Source organism: Halomonas sp. R57-5 (assembly GCF_900070345.1).
Taxonomy (GTDB): Bacteria; Pseudomonadota; Gammaproteobacteria; order Pseudomonadales; family Halomonadaceae; genus Vreelandella; species Vreelandella ventosae_B.
This window is the reverse complement of record NZ_LN813019.1, coordinates 4762437-4776381: the sequence shown is the minus strand read 5'-3', so window position 1 is coordinate 4776381 and position 13945 is coordinate 4762437. Positions and strand designations below refer to the sequence as shown.

At 54.9% G+C, this 13945-nt stretch carries 28 protein-coding genes; all 28 read left to right on the top strand.

Annotated features, from left to right (window positions below):
• Window positions 1-6: 6 nt before the first annotated feature.
• The 28 genes from rpsJ (at window position 7) to rplQ (ending at window position 13789) form a co-directional block, all read left to right on the top strand.
• Window positions 7-318, top strand: coding sequence for a 30S ribosomal protein S10 (gene rpsJ / locus HALO_RS21860; protein WP_007112007.1), 312 nt, complete (start codon window positions 7-9; stop codon window positions 316-318).
• Between the two features lie 161 nt (window positions 319-479).
• Complete coding sequence (gene rplC, locus HALO_RS21855; protein WP_035582685.1) at window positions 480-1118, top strand: 50S ribosomal protein L3; 639 nt, start codon at window positions 480-482, stop codon at window positions 1116-1118.
• Between the two features lie 15 nt (window positions 1119-1133).
• Window positions 1134-1739 (top strand): 50S ribosomal protein L4, encoded by a 606-nt coding sequence (rplD, locus tag HALO_RS21850; protein ID WP_050714028.1) that lies wholly within the window; start codon window positions 1134-1136, stop codon window positions 1737-1739.
• The gene (gene rplW, locus HALO_RS21845) at window positions 1736-2032 is read left to right on the top strand and encodes a 50S ribosomal protein L23 (protein WP_008959167.1); all 297 of its coding nucleotides are present in this window, start codon (window positions 1736-1738) and stop codon (window positions 2030-2032) included. The genes rplD and rplW overlap by 4 nt, the downstream gene beginning before the upstream one ends.
• Window positions 2033-2049: 17 nt before the next feature.
• Window positions 2050-2880, top strand: coding sequence for a 50S ribosomal protein L2 (rplB, locus tag HALO_RS21840; RefSeq protein ID WP_008959166.1), 831 nt, complete (start codon window positions 2050-2052; stop codon window positions 2878-2880).
• A gap of 33 nt (window positions 2881-2913) precedes the next feature.
• Window positions 2914-3189 (top strand): 30S ribosomal protein S19, encoded by a 276-nt coding sequence (rpsS, locus tag HALO_RS21835; RefSeq protein WP_009098993.1) that lies wholly within the window; start codon window positions 2914-2916, stop codon window positions 3187-3189.
• An 18-nt stretch (window positions 3190-3207) separates the two neighbouring features.
• Entirely contained in the window at window positions 3208-3540 is a 333-nt protein-coding gene (rplV, locus tag HALO_RS21830; protein WP_007112002.1) for a 50S ribosomal protein L22, read from the top strand.
• Between the two features lie 10 nt (window positions 3541-3550).
• Entirely contained in the window at window positions 3551-4252 is a 702-nt protein-coding gene (rpsC, locus tag HALO_RS21825) for a 30S ribosomal protein S3 (RefSeq protein ID WP_009288141.1), read from the top strand.
• A gap of 15 nt (window positions 4253-4267) precedes the next feature.
• The gene (rplP, locus tag HALO_RS21820; protein ID WP_007112000.1) at window positions 4268-4681 is read left to right on the top strand and encodes a 50S ribosomal protein L16; all 414 of its coding nucleotides are present in this window, start codon (window positions 4268-4270) and stop codon (window positions 4679-4681) included.
• Entirely contained in the window at window positions 4681-4872 is a 192-nt protein-coding gene (gene rpmC / locus HALO_RS21815; RefSeq protein ID WP_007111999.1) for a 50S ribosomal protein L29, read from the top strand. Before rplP ends, rpmC begins: the two co-directional genes overlap by 1 nt.
• A 1-nt stretch (window position 4873) precedes the next feature.
• Window positions 4874-5134, top strand: coding sequence for a 30S ribosomal protein S17 (gene rpsQ, locus HALO_RS21810; RefSeq protein WP_007111998.1), 261 nt, complete (start codon window positions 4874-4876; stop codon window positions 5132-5134).
• A gap of 48 nt (window positions 5135-5182) precedes the next feature.
• Window positions 5183-5554 (top strand): 50S ribosomal protein L14, encoded by a 372-nt coding sequence (rplN, locus tag HALO_RS21805; RefSeq protein ID WP_008959163.1) that lies wholly within the window; start codon window positions 5183-5185, stop codon window positions 5552-5554.
• Window positions 5555-5568: 14 nt separating this feature from the next.
• Window positions 5569-5883 carry a 50S ribosomal protein L24 gene (gene rplX / locus HALO_RS21800; RefSeq protein ID WP_007111996.1) on the top strand — a complete coding sequence of 105 codons (315 nt, stop codon included), beginning with the start codon at window positions 5569-5571 and terminating at the stop codon, window positions 5881-5883.
• Between the two features lie 18 nt (window positions 5884-5901).
• Window positions 5902-6441: a 50S ribosomal protein L5 gene (gene rplE, locus HALO_RS21795; RefSeq protein WP_035582688.1), complete on the top strand. Its 540-nt coding sequence runs from the start codon at window positions 5902-5904 to the stop codon at window positions 6439-6441.
• A 10-nt stretch (window positions 6442-6451) separates the two neighbouring features.
• Window positions 6452-6757 carry a 30S ribosomal protein S14 gene (gene rpsN / locus HALO_RS21790; protein ID WP_050714027.1) on the top strand — a complete coding sequence of 102 codons (306 nt, stop codon included), beginning with the start codon at window positions 6452-6454 and terminating at the stop codon, window positions 6755-6757.
• Window positions 6758-6789: 32 nt separating this feature from the next.
• The gene (gene rpsH, locus HALO_RS21785) at window positions 6790-7182 is read left to right on the top strand and encodes a 30S ribosomal protein S8 (RefSeq protein ID WP_035582690.1); all 393 of its coding nucleotides are present in this window, start codon (window positions 6790-6792) and stop codon (window positions 7180-7182) included.
• Window positions 7183-7191: 9 nt separating this feature from the next.
• The gene (rplF, locus tag HALO_RS21780) at window positions 7192-7722 is read left to right on the top strand and encodes a 50S ribosomal protein L6 (protein ID WP_009288139.1); all 531 of its coding nucleotides are present in this window, start codon (window positions 7192-7194) and stop codon (window positions 7720-7722) included.
• A gap of 9 nt (window positions 7723-7731) precedes the next feature.
• On the top strand, window positions 7732-8082 hold the full coding sequence (gene rplR, locus HALO_RS21775) for a 50S ribosomal protein L18 (protein ID WP_008959159.1): 351 nt from the start codon (window positions 7732-7734) through the stop codon (window positions 8080-8082).
• Window positions 8083-8093: 11 nt separating this feature from the next.
• The gene (rpsE, locus tag HALO_RS21770) at window positions 8094-8594 is read left to right on the top strand and encodes a 30S ribosomal protein S5 (protein ID WP_009723889.1); all 501 of its coding nucleotides are present in this window, start codon (window positions 8094-8096) and stop codon (window positions 8592-8594) included.
• Window positions 8595-8600: 6 nt separating this feature from the next.
• Entirely contained in the window at window positions 8601-8783 is a 183-nt protein-coding gene (gene rpmD / locus HALO_RS21765; protein WP_050714026.1) for a 50S ribosomal protein L30, read from the top strand.
• Between the two features lie 3 nt (window positions 8784-8786).
• Window positions 8787-9221, top strand: coding sequence for a 50S ribosomal protein L15 (rplO, locus tag HALO_RS21760; protein ID WP_050714025.1), 435 nt, complete (start codon window positions 8787-8789; stop codon window positions 9219-9221).
• Window positions 9222-10553, top strand: a complete 1332-nt coding sequence (gene secY, locus HALO_RS21755) for a preprotein translocase subunit SecY (protein WP_035582695.1) — start codon at window positions 9222-9224, stop codon at window positions 10551-10553.
• Window positions 10554-10615: 62 nt separating this feature from the next.
• Window positions 10616-10729 carry a 50S ribosomal protein L36 gene (rpmJ, locus tag HALO_RS21750; protein ID WP_008959154.1) on the top strand — a complete coding sequence of 38 codons (114 nt, stop codon included), beginning with the start codon at window positions 10616-10618 and terminating at the stop codon, window positions 10727-10729.
• A 124-nt stretch (window positions 10730-10853) separates the two neighbouring features.
• Window positions 10854-11210 carry a 30S ribosomal protein S13 gene (gene rpsM / locus HALO_RS21745; protein WP_007111986.1) on the top strand — a complete coding sequence of 119 codons (357 nt, stop codon included), beginning with the start codon at window positions 10854-10856 and terminating at the stop codon, window positions 11208-11210.
• Window positions 11211-11249: 39 nt separating this feature from the next.
• The gene (gene rpsK / locus HALO_RS21740; RefSeq protein ID WP_007111985.1) at window positions 11250-11636 is read left to right on the top strand and encodes a 30S ribosomal protein S11; all 387 of its coding nucleotides are present in this window, start codon (window positions 11250-11252) and stop codon (window positions 11634-11636) included.
• Window positions 11637-11648: 12 nt separating this feature from the next.
• Window positions 11649-12269 (top strand): 30S ribosomal protein S4, encoded by a 621-nt coding sequence (gene rpsD / locus HALO_RS21735; RefSeq protein WP_050714024.1) that lies wholly within the window; start codon window positions 11649-11651, stop codon window positions 12267-12269.
• Window positions 12270-12367: 98 nt separating this feature from the next.
• The gene (locus HALO_RS21730) at window positions 12368-13363 is read left to right on the top strand and encodes a DNA-directed RNA polymerase subunit alpha (RefSeq protein WP_050714023.1); all 996 of its coding nucleotides are present in this window, start codon (window positions 12368-12370) and stop codon (window positions 13361-13363) included.
• A 39-nt stretch (window positions 13364-13402) separates the two neighbouring features.
• The gene (rplQ, locus tag HALO_RS21725) at window positions 13403-13789 is read left to right on the top strand and encodes a 50S ribosomal protein L17 (protein ID WP_008959150.1); all 387 of its coding nucleotides are present in this window, start codon (window positions 13403-13405) and stop codon (window positions 13787-13789) included.
• The last annotated feature ends 156 nt before the right edge of the window (window positions 13790-13945 follow it).

Here is a 13945-nt window from a genome sequence, read left to right as displayed (position 1 = left end):
GGGCAAATGCAGAACCAAAAGATTCGCATTCGGTTGAAAGCTTTCGACCATCGCCTGATCGACCAGTCTACAGCGGAGATTGTTGAAACCGCTAAGCGTACTGGTGCTCAGGTTCGTGGACCGATTCCGCTGCCGACCAACCGCGAGCGTTACACCATTCTGATCTCGCCGCACGTCAACAAAGATGCGCGTGACCAGTATGAGATTCGTACGCACAAGCGTGTGCTCGACATTGTTGAGCCGACCGAGAAAACTGTTGACGCTTTGATGAAGCTTGATCTCGCCGCAGGCGTAGACGTGCAAATCAAACTCAACTAATTACACTAGTCACTTTGCGGCCCAGCGCTCATCGCTCTTTGTAAAGAGTTGGCATAAGCAGCAGCCGCCGCGCCGTGAGGCGCCACACAATGTGCTAGTGGAATGCTCTGGAAAGGGCAGCCATAGCGGGTGATAGCCCCGTACACTATAGGAGACTGAGTATGACTATCGGTTTAGTCGGTAAAAAGGCCGGGATGACCCGTGTCTTTACCGAAGACGGCGCGTCTGTGCCCGTAACCGTTATTGAAGTTGATCCTAATCGTGTTACACGCGTTAAATCTGTCGAATCTGACGGTTACGCAGCGATTCAGGTCACATCTGGCTCTCGCAAAGCTAAGCACCTCACCAAAGCGCAAGCTGGTCAGTTTGCCAAGGCGGGTGTTGAAGCTGGTCGTGCACTGATGGAATTTCGTCTTGCAGAAGGCGAGGAGATTCCTGAAGTGGGCGGCGAAATCACCGTATCCCTCTTCGAAGCTGGTCAAATGGTTGACGTGACTGGCACCTCTAAGGGTAAAGGCTTCCAGGGTGCTGTTAAGCGCTGGAACTTCCGTACCCAAGATATGACTCACGGTAACTCTCTGTCGCATCGCGCGCCGGGTTCTATCGGCATGTGTCAGACTCCGGGTCGCGTTTTCAAAGGCAAAAAGATGGCCGGTCAAATGGGTAACGCCCGTTGCACCGTGCAGAGCCTTGAGATCGTCCGTGTCGACGCCGAGCGTAACCTGCTGCTGATTAAAGGCGCCGTACCGGGTGCTCCCGGTAGTGACGTTATCGTTCGCAGCGCCGTGAAAGCAGGCTGAAGGGGATAATTACCAATGAATCTGAATCTTGCTGCAGGCGCGGGTACCGTTGAAGTAGCCGACGCCACTTTTGGCAAAGAATTCAACGAAGCGCTCGTTCACCAAGTGGTCACTGCCTATTTGGCGGCTGGTCGTCAGGGAACTCGCGCACAAAAGAGTCGTTCCGACGTTCGTGGCGGTGGTAAGAAGCCGTGGCGTCAGAAAGGCACCGGTCGTGCACGTGCCGGTACCATCCGCTCTCCGCTATGGCGTAGTGGTGGCGTAACCTTCGCGGCGCGTCCGCAAGACTACACCCAGAAGGTTAACCGCAAGATGTACCGTGCAGCGATGCGCTCCATCTTGTCAGAGCTGGTACGTCAAGAGCGTTTAGTCGCGATTGAAGAGTTCGTCGTCGATGCGCCTAAGMCCAAGCAGGTAGCTGCCAAGCTAAAAGAGCTCAACCTTGAAAAAGTGTTGATCGTCACTGAAGAAGTTGACGAGAAGCTCTATTTGGCCGCGCGCAACCTTCCCCACGTTGACGTGGTGGATGTCGCGGCAGCTGACCCGGTAAGCCTGGTAGCCTTTGATAAGGTGCTGATTACCGTCTCCGCCCTGCGTAAATTCGAGGAGAAGCTGGCATGAACCAGGAACGCGTATTTAAGGTTCTGCTTGGGCCGCACGTGACCGAAAAGGCCGCAATGGCAGCCGAGCGCAACCAGTACGTTTTCAAGGTAGCATCTGATGCTACCAAGCCCGAGATCAAAAAGGCCGTTGAAGCACTCTTCGGCAAAAAGGTCGGTAGTGTTCAGGTTCTGAACATGAAGGGTAAAACAAAGCGTACTGCGAACGGCGTTGGCCTGCGTAAGGGTTACCGCAAAGCGTATGTGACCCTGGCTGCGGGTGAAACGCTCGAAGACTTCTCTGGCGCCGAATAAGGGCAGGAGTACGGATAATGGCAATCGTCAAGACCAAACCCACTTCCGCCGGTCGTCGCCACGTCGTCAAGATCGTTGGCGAGGAACTGTTTAAAGGCCGTGCTTACGCACCGCTTTTAGAAAAACAGTCCAAGTCCGGCGGCCGGAATAACTACGGTCGTATCACCACCCGCCACGTGGGCGGKGGTCATCGTCACCACTATCGGTTGATCGATTTCAAGCGCACCAAAGATGGCATTCCTGCCACCGTTGAGCGCCTGGAGCACGATCCCAATCGCAGTGCGCACATTGCGCTGCTGAAGTATGCCGATGGTGAGCGTCGTTACATCATTGCACCGAAAGGTGTCAGCGCGGGTGACGTGCTGGAATCTGGTGTTAACGCGTCAATCAAAAAAGGCAATGCCTTGCCGCTGCGTAACGTCCCGTTGGGTTCTACGGTGCACTGCATCGAACTCAAGCCGGGTAAAGGTGCGCAGATTGCTCGCAGTGCCGGTACAAGCGCCCAGCTGGTTGCTCGTGAAGGTAACTATGCCACCCTGCGTCTTCGCTCTGGCGAAATGCGTAAAGTGTTGGCCGAGTGCCGCGCGACATTGGGTGAAGTGAGCAACTCTGAGCACAGCCTGCGTCAACTTGGCAAGGCCGGTGCGAAGCGCTGGAGAGGCGTGCGTCCGACTGTTCGCGGTGTCGCGATGAACCCAGTCGATCACCCGCACGGTGGTGGCGAAGGCCGCACCAGTGGTGGTCGTCACCCGGTATCCCCATGGGGCGTGCCGACTAAGGGTCACAAGACGCGTAAGAACAAGCGCACCGACAAGCTGATCATTCGTCGTCGTAATAAGACGCGTTGATCTAAATTGCCAAGACATTAAGAGGTAACGGCTGTGCCACGTTCACTAAAGAAAGGTCCCTTCATTGACCTTCATCTTTTGAAGAAGGTAGAGGCTGCAGTGGAGAAGAACGATCGCAAACCGATCAAGACTTGGTCGCGTCGTTCTATGATCCTGCCCAATATGGTAGGCCTCACTATCGCGGTCCATAATGGTCGCCAACACGTCCCGGTGCACGTATCCGAGGAAATGGTTGGCCACAAATTGGGCGAATTCGCTGCTACCCGCACTTATCGTGGGCATGCGGCGGATAAAAAAGCCAAACGGTAAGCCAGAGAGGATTGAGAGATGGAAGTCACAGCTAAGCTGCTTGGCGCTCGTTTATCCGCCCAGAAGGCCCGTTTGGTGGCTGACCAGGTGCGCGGTAAACCTGTCGCCGAGGCACTCGACCTGCTGACCTTCTCACCGAAGAAGGCTGCCAAGCTGGTTAAGAAGGTGCTGCAATCCGCGATTGCGAATGCGGAAGAAAATAACGGCATGGATATTGACGAGCTGCGTGTCTCGACCATCTGCGTCGATGAGGGCATGACGCTCAAGCGTATCAAGCCGCGTGCCAAGGGGCGTGCGGATCGTATCTTGAAGCGCACGTGCCACATCACCGTCAAGGTAGCCGAGAAGTAGGAGTCGACCGATGGGTCAGAAAGTCAATCCAACAGGCATTCGACTGGGCATCGTCAAAGACCATGCTTCTGTCTGGTATGCTGAGCGCGGCGCTTACGCCGATAAGCTCAATAACGATCTCGAAGTGCGTAGCTTCCTGGAAGAGCGTCTTAAAAGCGCCTCTGTTAGCCGCATCCACATCGAGCGTCCGGCGAACAATGCCCGCATCACCATTCACACTGCCCGTCCGGGTATCGTGATTGGTAAGAAAGGTGAAGATGTCGACCGTTTACGTCGCGATCTCACCCAGATGATGGGTGTTCCCGTGCATGTGAACATCGAAGAAGTTCGCAAGCCGGAGCTGGATGCCAAGCTAGTCGCTGCTAACGTAGCGGGTCAGCTTGAGCGTCGCGTGATGTTCCGTCGTGCTATGAAGCGCGCGGTACAGAACGCAATGCGTCTTGGCGCTGGTGGCATCAAGATTCAGCTGTCAGGTCGTCTTGGTGGCGCTGAAATCGCACGTACCGAATGGTACCGCGAGGGTCGCGTTCCGCTGCACACGTTGCGTGCGGATATCGACTACGCCACTTACGAAGCTCACACCACCTATGGCGTTATCGGCGTCAAAGTGTGGATCTTCAAGGGTGAAATCCTCGGCGGTATCGAGGAAGTACGTGCCAAGGCGAAACAACAGCCTGCCGGCAACGCGCCCAAGAAGAAAGGTTCCAGGTAAGGGGAGAGCGAGTCGATGTTACAGCCCAAGCGTATGAAATTCCGCAAGATGATGAAAGGCCGCAACCGTGGCCTGGCGCATCGCGGAAGCAAGATCAGCTTCGGGGAATACGGCCTAAAAGCTACCGGTCGCGGCCGCATTACTGCGCGTCAGATCGAAGCAGGCCGTCGTGCGATCACACGTCACGTTAAGCGTGGCGGTAAAATCTGGATCCGCGTCTTCCCTGATAAGCCGATCTCCAAGAAGCCGCTCGAAGTTCGTATGGGTAAAGGTAAAGGTTCTGTTGAGTACTGGGTTGCCCAGATCCAACCGGGTCGGGTCCTGTATGAAATTGAAGGCGTGTCGGAAGAGCTCGCTCGTGAAGCGTTTGAGCTTGCCGCACAGAAAATGCCCTTATCCACCACCTTTGCGAAACGGACGGTGATGTGATGAAAGCCCAGGAAATTCGTGAAAAGTCCGCAGGAGAGCTCCAGGAGCAACTCCTCGAACTCCTCCGCGAGCAGTTTAACCTGCGCATGCAGAAGGCCACTGGCCAACTGAGCCAGACTCATCTGCTCAAGCAGGTCCGCCGGGATATCGCCCGCGTTAAGACTTTGCTCAACGAGAAGGCAGGTGATTGAGATGGCCGAAGAAAACACAAAGCGTACGCTTACCGGTAAAGTGGTGAGCGATAAGATGGACAAGTCCATCGTCGTCATGATCGAGCGGCGCGAGCGTCACCCGATCTACGGAAAATACGTTAAGCGCTCCACCAAGCTGCACGCCCATGATGAGGCGAACCAGGCTAAGGCAGGCGATACGGTCTCTATTCAAGAGTGCCGTCCGCTTTCCAAGAAAAAAGCTTGGACGCTGGTCGAGGTGGTTGAACACGCCAAGGGTTAATCCCTGGCTTGTCAATCAGTGCAGTCAGATTAGGTTTGGAGAAAACCGATGATTCAGACTCAGACAATGCTGGATGTCGCCGACAACAGCGGAGCGCGCCGGGTGCAATGCATCAAGGTGTTAGGCGGTTCACACCGTCGTTACGCTCGCGTTGGTGATATCATCAAGGTCACGGTTAAGGAAGCGATTCCGCGTGGCAAGGTCAAAAAAGGCCAGGTGCTAAAAGCGGTCGTGGTCCGGACCCGTAGTGGCGTCCGTCGTCCCGACGGTTCGCTCATCCGTTTCGATGGAAATGCGGCAGTTTTGTTGAATAACACCAACGAACAGCCCATCGGTACCCGTATTTTTGGGCCGGTGACTCGTGAACTTCGTAATGAAAAGTTCATGAAGATCATTTCCTTAGCGCCTGAAGTGCTGTAAGGAGCGAGGCGGATATGCAAAAGATCAAACGTGACGATGAAGTCATCGTCATCGCCGGGAAGGATAAAGGCAAGCGTGGCACCGTTAAGCGGGTATTAGAAAACCGCTTTTTGGTGTCCGGTGTGAACATGATTAAACGTCACACCAAGCCAAATCCCATGGCGGGTAATCAGGGCGGTATCGTCGAGCGTGAGGCTCCGATTCACGCGTCCAACGTAGCCATCTTCAATTCGGAGACCGGTAAGGCGGATCGCGTCGGCTTCCAAGTGAAGGAAGACGGTACCAAGGTACGTATCTACAAGTCGACGCAGACGCAGATCGACGCCTAACGCGAGTCGGGTAGCAAAATGGCGAACTTGAAAGAACGTTATCAAAACGAGGTAGCAGCTCAACTCAAAGAAGAGTTCAGCTATGCCAACGTTATGCAGGTACCACGGATCACGAAAGTGACTCTGAACATGGGTATCGGCGAAGCAGTCAACGATAAAAAGTTGATTGACAATGCCATCGGCGACCTAGAGAAGCTCTCTGGTCAAAAACCGCTGGTGACCAAAGCACGTAAGTCCATCGCGGGCTTTAAGGTGCGCGAAGGTTGGCCAATCGGCATCAAGGTAACACTACGCGCTGAGCGTATGTGGGACTTCTTGGACCGTTTGGTGTACATCGCGATTCCCCGCGTGCGTGACTTCCGTGGTCTCAACCCGAAGTCTTTCGACGGTCGTGGTAATTACTCCATGGGTGTGCGTGAGCAGATCATCTTCCCGGAGATCGAGTATGATAAGATCGATCGTATCCGGGGGTTGGATGTCACTATCACGACGACCGCCAACACTGACGAGGAAGGTCGTGCGCTGTTAACCGCGCTGAACTTCCCGTTCAAGAAATAGGGCTGGGATCATGGCTAAGAAAAGTATGGTAGAGCGTGAGCTTAAGCGTACTCAGCTGGTCGCGAAGTATGCGACCAAGCGCGCTGAACTCAAGAAGATCATCTCAGACGTGAATACGTCTGAGGAAGACCGCTTCGRGGCGACGCKGAAGCTGCAGCAACTGCCGCGCGACTCAAGCCCGGTGCGTCAGCGTAACCGCTGCCGTATTACCGGTCGTCCGCACGGTTTTTACAACAAGTTCGGCCTCGGCCGTAACAAGCTGCGTGAAGCCGCCATGCGTGGCGACGTTCCAGGACTGAAAAAGTCCAGTTGGTAACGCCACGTAGAATTATCAGGAGCGCACATTAAATGAGCATGCAAGACACTCTGGCGGATATGTTTACCCGTATCCGCAATGCGCAGATGGCCACCAAGGAGACGGCAACCATGCCGTCCTCCAAGCTGAAAGTGCAAGTGGCCCGAGTGCTAAAGGAAGAAGGCTACATTGCCGACTTTGCGGTAGCGGAGGGTGTTAAGCCCGAGCTAACCGTAACTCTCAAGTACTTTGAGGGTAAGCCGGTCATTGAGCACATTCAGCGGGTTTCCAAGCCGTCCCTGCGCCGCTACATGGGCAAGGACAACTTGCCTAAGGTTGCCGATGGCCTGGGTATCGCGATTGTCACCACATCTAATGGTGTCATGACCGATCGTGCCGCGCGCCAAGCGGGTGTCGGTGGCGAAGTCATCTGCACCGTATTCTAGGAGGCTGGAATGTCCCGCATAGCGAAATATCCGGTTAAAGTGCCTGCCGGCGTTGAGATTAAAATCAATGCTGACCAGCTGACCGCCAAAGGCGGCCAGGGCACGCTATCTATGACCATCCACTCTGATGTAGTGGTCGGTCAGGAAGATGGCCAGCTGACCTTCGCCCCGAGCGAATCTGCCAAGAGCTGGGCAATGGCCGGTACTACCCGCGCCTTAGTTCAGAACCTGGTAACGGGCGTATCCGAGGGTTTTACACGGACTCTCGAAATTGTTGGCGTCGGTTATCGTGCCCAAGCTAAGGGCCAGACGCTCAATCTTTCACTGGGCTTCTCGCACCCGGTCGACTATGAACTGCCTAAAGGTGTCTCAGCGGAAACGCCGAAGAACACCGTTATCGTGCTGAAAAGCGCGGATAAGCAGATGCTCGGCCAGTGCGCCGCGGAAATCCGCGCCTTCCGTCCCCCCGAGCCGTATAAAGGCAAGGGTGTTCGGTACGCCGACGAGCAGGTGCGTCGCAAAGAAGCCAAGAAGAAGTAAGGCAGGGTTATGAACGCGAAGAAAGAATCTCGTCTCCGTCGTGCCCGCCGCGCTCGCGCAAAGATCCGCGAGCTGGGCGTGTATCGCCTGTGCGTCAACCGTACCCCGCGTCACATCTATGCGCAGATTATCTCGCCGGATGGTGGCAAAGTGCTAGCCAGTGCTTCTACGCTGGACAAAGCACTGCGCGAGGGTGCGACCGGCAACTCAGATGCGGCCTCTAAAGTAGGTGCTCTGATTGCTGAACGCGCTAAAGAAGCAGGCATCACCCAGGTGGCCTTCGACCGTGCTGGCTTTAAGTATCACGGCCGCGTCAAGGCGCTGGCCGACGCCGCACGTGAAGGCGGCCTGGAATTCTAAAGGGTTTTACGATGGCGAAGAACGAACAGCAAAGCGGTGATCTGCAAGAGAAGTTAGTGCAGGTMAACCGCGTCGCCAAGGTGGTCAAGGGTGGTCGTATTTTCGGCTTCACCGCACTGACCGTCGTTGGTGATGGTAAAGGTCGTGTCGGTTTCGGACGTGGCAAGGCGCGTGAAGTGCCTGTCGCAATCCAGAAAGCGATGGATCAAGCTCGTCGCAACATGGTCAAGGTGAACCTTGCTGGCCATACGCTGCAGTACCCCATTAAAGCCCGTCACGGTGCTTCCAAGGTGTACATGCAGCCGGCTTCAGAAGGTACCGGTATTATCGCCGGTGGCGCCATGCGCTCTGTACTAGAGCTCGCCGGTGTCCACGATGTACTGGCCAAGTGCTACGGTTCCACCAACCCGGTTAACGTGGTGCGAGCGACTGTTAAAGGTCTCTCTTCCATGCAAGCACCGGAAGACATTGCCGCCAAGCGCGGTCTGTCTGTCGAAGCGATCACGGGGTAAGACACCATGGCAGCAACGATCAAGGTTACCCAGATCCGCAGCACCATCGGCATCATGCCCAAGCACAAGGCTACTATGAAAGGCTTGGGCCTGCGTCGCATCGGTCATACGKTTGAACTGGAAGACACCCCCGCCGTACGCGGCATGATCCACAAGGTAACTTACCTTGTGCGCGTTGAGGGAGAGTAATCCATGAAGCTTAATMCCCTAAGCCCGGCTCCGGGCTCCAAACACGCTGCAAAGCGCGTTGGTCGTGGCATCGGTTCCGGTCTTGGTAAGACCGGTGGCCGTGGTCACAAAGGTCAGAAAGCACGTAGTGGTGGCAGTGTTAAGCCCGGTTTCGAAGGCGGTCAGATGCCTTTGCAGCGTCGTTTGCCGAAATTCGGTTTTACGTCTGCAAAATCTCTGGTCTCTGAAGAAGTACGCCTGGCTGAGCTGGCCAAGGTTGCCGGTGGTGAAGTTACCCTGGCGTCTTTGAAAGAAGCCAACGTGCTGAAGGACTCTACGCTACACGCGAAGATCATCCTTTCTGGCGAACTGAAAACAGCAGTTACCGTTCGCGGAATCAAGGTCACCAAAGGTGCCCGTGAAGCGATCGAAGCTGCTGGCGGCAAGGTAGAGGACTAAATGGCCAAGTCAGGAAACATGCCGGCGATGGGCAGCGGTCTGAGTGAACTGTGGGCGCGTTTGCGCTTCGTGCTCCTCGCCATCGTGGTGTACCGTATTGGTGCCCACATTCCCGTTCCCGGTATCAATCCTGACCAGCTTGCTGCCTTGTTTAGGGAGCAACAGGGCACCATCCTGGGCATGTTTAACATGTTCTCGGGTGGCGCCCTGGAGCGCATGAGCGTTCTCGCCCTGGGTATCATGCCCTATATATCGGCGTCGATTATCATGCAGCTCATGACTGCGGTCTCCCCTCATCTTGAGCAGCTCAAGAAAGAGGGTGAGGCTGGCCGCCGCAAGATTAGTCAGTACACCCGCTACGGCACGGTGATACTGGCGTTTGTCCAGGCTACCGGCATGTCCGTCGGTCTGGCTAGCCAAGGCATCGCGTACACTGCTGACTTCAGCTTCTATTTCACCGCCGTGATTACGTTTGTGTCGGGTGCGGTGTTTATGATGTGGCTAGGTGAGCAGATTACCGAGAAGGGGATCGGCAACGGTATTTCGCTGCTGATTTTCGCCGGTATTGTCGCTGGACTGCCCAGTGCCGTGGGCCAAGCCTTCGAGCTTGCCCGTAATGAAGGGGCCTGGAATGTTCTGCCGCTGTTAGCGCTGTCAGTGTTAGGTATTGCGACTGTCGCCTTTGTGGTCTTCATTGAGCGCGGCCAACGCCGCCTCAAGGTTAACTACCCAAGGCGACAAGTGGGCAATAAGATGTATGCAGGGCAAAGTAGCTACCTGCCTTTGAAGGTTAATATGGCCGGCGTTATTCCGGCGATTTTCGCCTCCAGTATCCTACTCTTCCCGGCCTCTATTGGTCAGTGGGTAGGTGCCGGTGAAGGTATGGAGTGGTTGCAGCGTGCATCTCAGGCATTAGGTCCAGGTCAACCGCTTTACATCTTGCTTTTCGCGGCGGCAGTGGTATTCTTCTGCTTCTTTTACACAGCGCTGGTCTTCAACCCCAAGGATGTGGCTGACAATCTTAAAAAGTCAGGCGCTTTCCTGCCGGGCATTCGCCCCGGCGAGCAGACCGCTCGCTATATCGACAAGGTCATGACACGTCTGACCCTGTTCGGTGCCTTGTATATCACTGCGGTTTCCTTGATGCCCCAGTTCTTGATTGTGGCGTGGAACGTGCCGTTTTTCTTCGGCGGTACCTCGTTGTTAATCGTAGTCGTGGTCATCATGGACTTCATGGCCCAGGTGCAGTCGCATCTCATGTCGCATCAGTATGACTCAGTGATGAAGAAGTCCAACCTGAAAGGCTACGGTAGCGGCGGTATCATGCGCTGAGGCGCCGTCCACCCTATTAAGTTAGAAGGGCGCGCCGCGAGCCGGTTTTTGGAGAAAGATCGATGAAAGTTCGAGCTTCCGTAAAGAAAATGTGCCGTAACTGTAAGATCATTCGTCGCAATGGCGCTGTCCGCGTCATCTGCAGCGAACCACGGCACAAACAGCGCCAGGGCTAATACCCCTGGGTTGTATTAAGCGGGTGCCAGCATACCCCTTGCCTTAGGGCACTAAAAGGGGTATGCTGTTGCGCCTTTTGTAGATGAATAAACGAGCAAGCCGCTCAAATTTCGGAGTAAGCTGATGGCCCGTATTGCAGGCGTCAATATCCCGGACAACAAGCATGCGGCGATCTCGCTGACCTATATCTTCGGGATTGGCCGTACCCGTGCTGAGCACATCTGTGCAGCAGCCGGTATTGCCATGAATGCCAAGATCCAGGACCTGTCTTCTGAAGAAGTCGACACCCTGCGTTCTGAAGTTGGCAAGTACACCGTAGAAGGCGACCTTCGTCGTGATGTTACGCTTAACATTAAGCGTCTCATGGACTTAGGCTGCTACCGTGGTCTGCGTCATCGTCGTAGTCTTCCGCTGCGTGGTCAGCGGACTAAGACTAACGCGCGCACCCGTAAGGGCCCGCGTAAGCCGATCCGCAAATAACACGCACGTTCTGGCGTAAAGACAGGAATAGACATCAACATGGCTAACCCGCGTAGTAACCGTAAAAAGGTTAAAAAGCAGGTAGTGGATGCGATTGCACATATCCATGCCTCTTTTAACAACACGATCGTGACGATCACAGACCGCCAGGGCAATGCTCTTTCTTGGGCAACTGCCGGTGGTTCGGGTTTTCGTGGTTCTCGCAAGAGCACCCCGTTCGCTGCTCAAGTGGCAAGCGAACGKGCAGCAACTGCTGCAGCCGAGTATGGTGTGAAAAACGTAGACGTACTGGTTAAAGGCCCAGGTCCCGGTCGTGAATCCGCCGTGCGCGCACTGAATGCCGCCGGCTTCCGCGTGCAAAGCATCGTAGACGCGACGCCCATTCCCCATAATGGCTGCCGTCCGCCGAAGAAACGCCGCGTTTAAGGAGACAGATTCATGGCTCGTTATATTGGACCGAAGTGCAAACTGTCTCGTCGTGAAGGCACCGATCTCTTTTTGAAGAGTGGTGTGACTCCCTTCGAGAAAAAGTGTAAATCCGAGCAGATTCCGGGTGTACACGGCCAGCGTCGTCAACGTCTTTCAGACTACGGCTTGCAGCTTCGTGAGAAGCAAAAAGTACGTCGCATGTACGGCGTACTCGAAAAACAGTTCCGTAACTACTACAAAGAAGCCGCTCGCCTGAAAGGCGCGACCGGTGAAGTATTGTTGCAGTTGCTAGAATCCCGACTGGATAMCGTCGTCTACCGCATGGGCTTCGGCTCGACTCGCTCTGAAGCGCGTCAGCTGGTCAGCCACAAAGCGATTTCCGTGAACGGCCGCACCGTTAACGTAGCTTCTTATCAAGTGAAGCCGGGTGACGTTGTTTCCATTCGCGAAAAGGCGAAAAACCAAGCACGTATTCAAAGCGCGTTGTCCATTGCGGCAAACCGTGGCGATATCGCTTGGATCGAAATCGACGCCAAGAAGATGGAAGGCACTTTCAAGGCTCTGCCTGAACGCGGTGACCTGTCTGCCGACATCAACGAAAACCTGATCGTCGAGCTGTACTCCAAGTAAGCAGTTTTCTGTTTCTTGTCGATCTGGTGCCGGTTTAACGCCCGCACCAGGTCGTACCGAGTATCAAGTATCCGTTTGGCAGCCTGAAAGGTGTTCATATGCAGCGTTCAGTGACAGAGTTTCTCCGTCCTCGCGACATCAAGGTCGAAGAAATCAGCGCACATCACGCCAGAATCGTGCTCGAACCGTTCGAGCGTGGCTTTGGTCACACCCTGGGGAATGCACTTCGTCGCATTCTGCTTTCATCTATGCCCGGCTGTGCCGTGGTAGAAGCTGAAATTGCCGGCGTCGAGCATGAATACAGTGCGCTCGAAGGGGTGCAGGAAGATGTCATTGAAATCCTCCTGAACTTGAAAGATGTTGCGATCAAGATGCACAGCCGCGATGAGGCGGTGCTCACGCTGAACAAGCAGGGCCCAGCCGTCGTCACCGCTGGCGACATTGCGCTTGATCATAGCGTCGAAATCGTCAACCCGGATCACATCATTGCGCACGTCAATGAAGGTGCCGAGCTGAAAATTCAGCTTAAGGTAGCGCTGGGTCGTGGCTACGAGCCGGCTGACGCGCGTGGCTCTGATGAAGAGACGCGTGCCATTGGCCGCCTGCAGCTGGATGCCACCTTCAGCCCTGTCCGCCGTGTTTCCTACTCGGTTGAAGCCGCTCGTGTCGAGCAGCGCACCGATCTCGATAAGCTAATTATCGATCTGGAAACCGACGGTACCCTGGATCCGGAAGAGGCTATCCGTCGCAGTGCGMCCATCCTGCAAGAGCAGCTGGCCGCCTTCGTCGACCTGGAAGCTGATAAAGAACAGGAAGTCGAAGAGGAAGAGGATCATGTTGATCCAATTCTATTGCGCCCCGTAGACGATCTTGAGTTGACCGTTCGCAGCGCGAACTGCCTAAAAGCCGAGAATATTTACTACATCGGTGATCTGATTCAGCGCACAGAAGTTGAGCTGTTGAAGACACCGAATCTCGGTAAAAAGTCTTTGAATGAAATTAAAGACGTATTGGCGGCTCGCGGCTTGTCCCTTGGCATGCGGTTGGAAAATTGGCCACCGGCAAGCCTGAAGGACGACAAAGCCTCCGCGTGAGCGTCGACTTGAGTCCCAGTTTGGTAAGGAATTACAACCATGCGTCATCGTAAGAGTGGTCGTCATCTGAATCGCACCAGCTCGCATCGTCAGGCCATGTTCAAGAACATGTCTGTCTCGCTGGTCGAACATGAAGTCATTAAGACAACCCTGCCCAAAGCCAAGGAGCTGCGTCGCGTTATCGAGCCGCTGATCACCTTGTCTAAGCAGGATAGCGTTGCAAACCGTCGTTTGGCGTTTGCCCGCACGCGCTCTAAAGAAGCCGTCGGCAAACTGTTCAACGAACTAGGTCCGCGTTATGCCGAGCGTCCGGGCGGTTACGTCCGTATCCTTAAGTGCGGCTTCCGCACCGGCGACAACGCGCCTATGGCGTTCGTTGAGTTAGTTGACCGTCCGGTTGTTGAAGAAGCAGCGGCAGAAGAGTAATCCTCTGCGCTAGGCCTCTTTGGTAGCGAATGAAAACCGACCCCCAGTGGGTCGGTTTTTTTATATGCGCATTTATCTTCTCTTTTCTAAGCTTAACTGTGTATATACTCTACTTATCATCATAACTATTCAGCGTTGGCCTGTGGTGAGCCGATA

Coding starts and splice junctions, on each gene's coding strand:
- rpsJ (WP_007112007.1), top strand. CDS start 7: ATGCAGAACCAAAAGATTCGCATTCGGTTGAAAGCTTTCGACCATCGC.
- rplC (WP_035582685.1), top strand. CDS start 480: ATGACTATCGGTTTAGTCGGTAAAAAGGCCGGGATGACCCGTGTCTTT.
- rplW (WP_008959167.1), top strand. CDS start 1,736: ATGAACCAGGAACGCGTATTTAAGGTTCTGCTTGGGCCGCACGTGACC.
- rplV (WP_007112002.1), top strand. CDS start 3,208: ATGGAAGTCACAGCTAAGCTGCTTGGCGCTCGTTTATCCGCCCAGAAG.
- rpsC (WP_009288141.1), top strand. CDS start 3,551: ATGGGTCAGAAAGTCAATCCAACAGGCATTCGACTGGGCATCGTCAAA.
- rplP (WP_007112000.1), top strand. CDS start 4,268: ATGTTACAGCCCAAGCGTATGAAATTCCGCAAGATGATGAAAGGCCGC.
- rpmC (WP_007111999.1), top strand. CDS start 4,681: ATGAAAGCCCAGGAAATTCGTGAAAAGTCCGCAGGAGAGCTCCAGGAG.
- rpsQ (WP_007111998.1), top strand. CDS start 4,874: ATGGCCGAAGAAAACACAAAGCGTACGCTTACCGGTAAAGTGGTGAGC.
- rplN (WP_008959163.1), top strand. CDS start 5,183: ATGATTCAGACTCAGACAATGCTGGATGTCGCCGACAACAGCGGAGCG.
- rplX (WP_007111996.1), top strand. CDS start 5,569: ATGCAAAAGATCAAACGTGACGATGAAGTCATCGTCATCGCCGGGAAG.
- rplE (WP_035582688.1), top strand. CDS start 5,902: ATGGCGAACTTGAAAGAACGTTATCAAAACGAGGTAGCAGCTCAACTC.
- rpsH (WP_035582690.1), top strand. CDS start 6,790: ATGAGCATGCAAGACACTCTGGCGGATATGTTTACCCGTATCCGCAAT.
- rplF (WP_009288139.1), top strand. CDS start 7,192: ATGTCCCGCATAGCGAAATATCCGGTTAAAGTGCCTGCCGGCGTTGAG.
- rplR (WP_008959159.1), top strand. CDS start 7,732: ATGAACGCGAAGAAAGAATCTCGTCTCCGTCGTGCCCGCCGCGCTCGC.
- secY (WP_035582695.1), top strand. CDS start 9,222: ATGGCCAAGTCAGGAAACATGCCGGCGATGGGCAGCGGTCTGAGTGAA.
- rpmJ (WP_008959154.1), top strand. CDS start 10,616: ATGAAAGTTCGAGCTTCCGTAAAGAAAATGTGCCGTAACTGTAAGATC.
- rpsM (WP_007111986.1), top strand. CDS start 10,854: ATGGCCCGTATTGCAGGCGTCAATATCCCGGACAACAAGCATGCGGCG.
- rplQ (WP_008959150.1), top strand. CDS start 13,403: ATGCGTCATCGTAAGAGTGGTCGTCATCTGAATCGCACCAGCTCGCAT.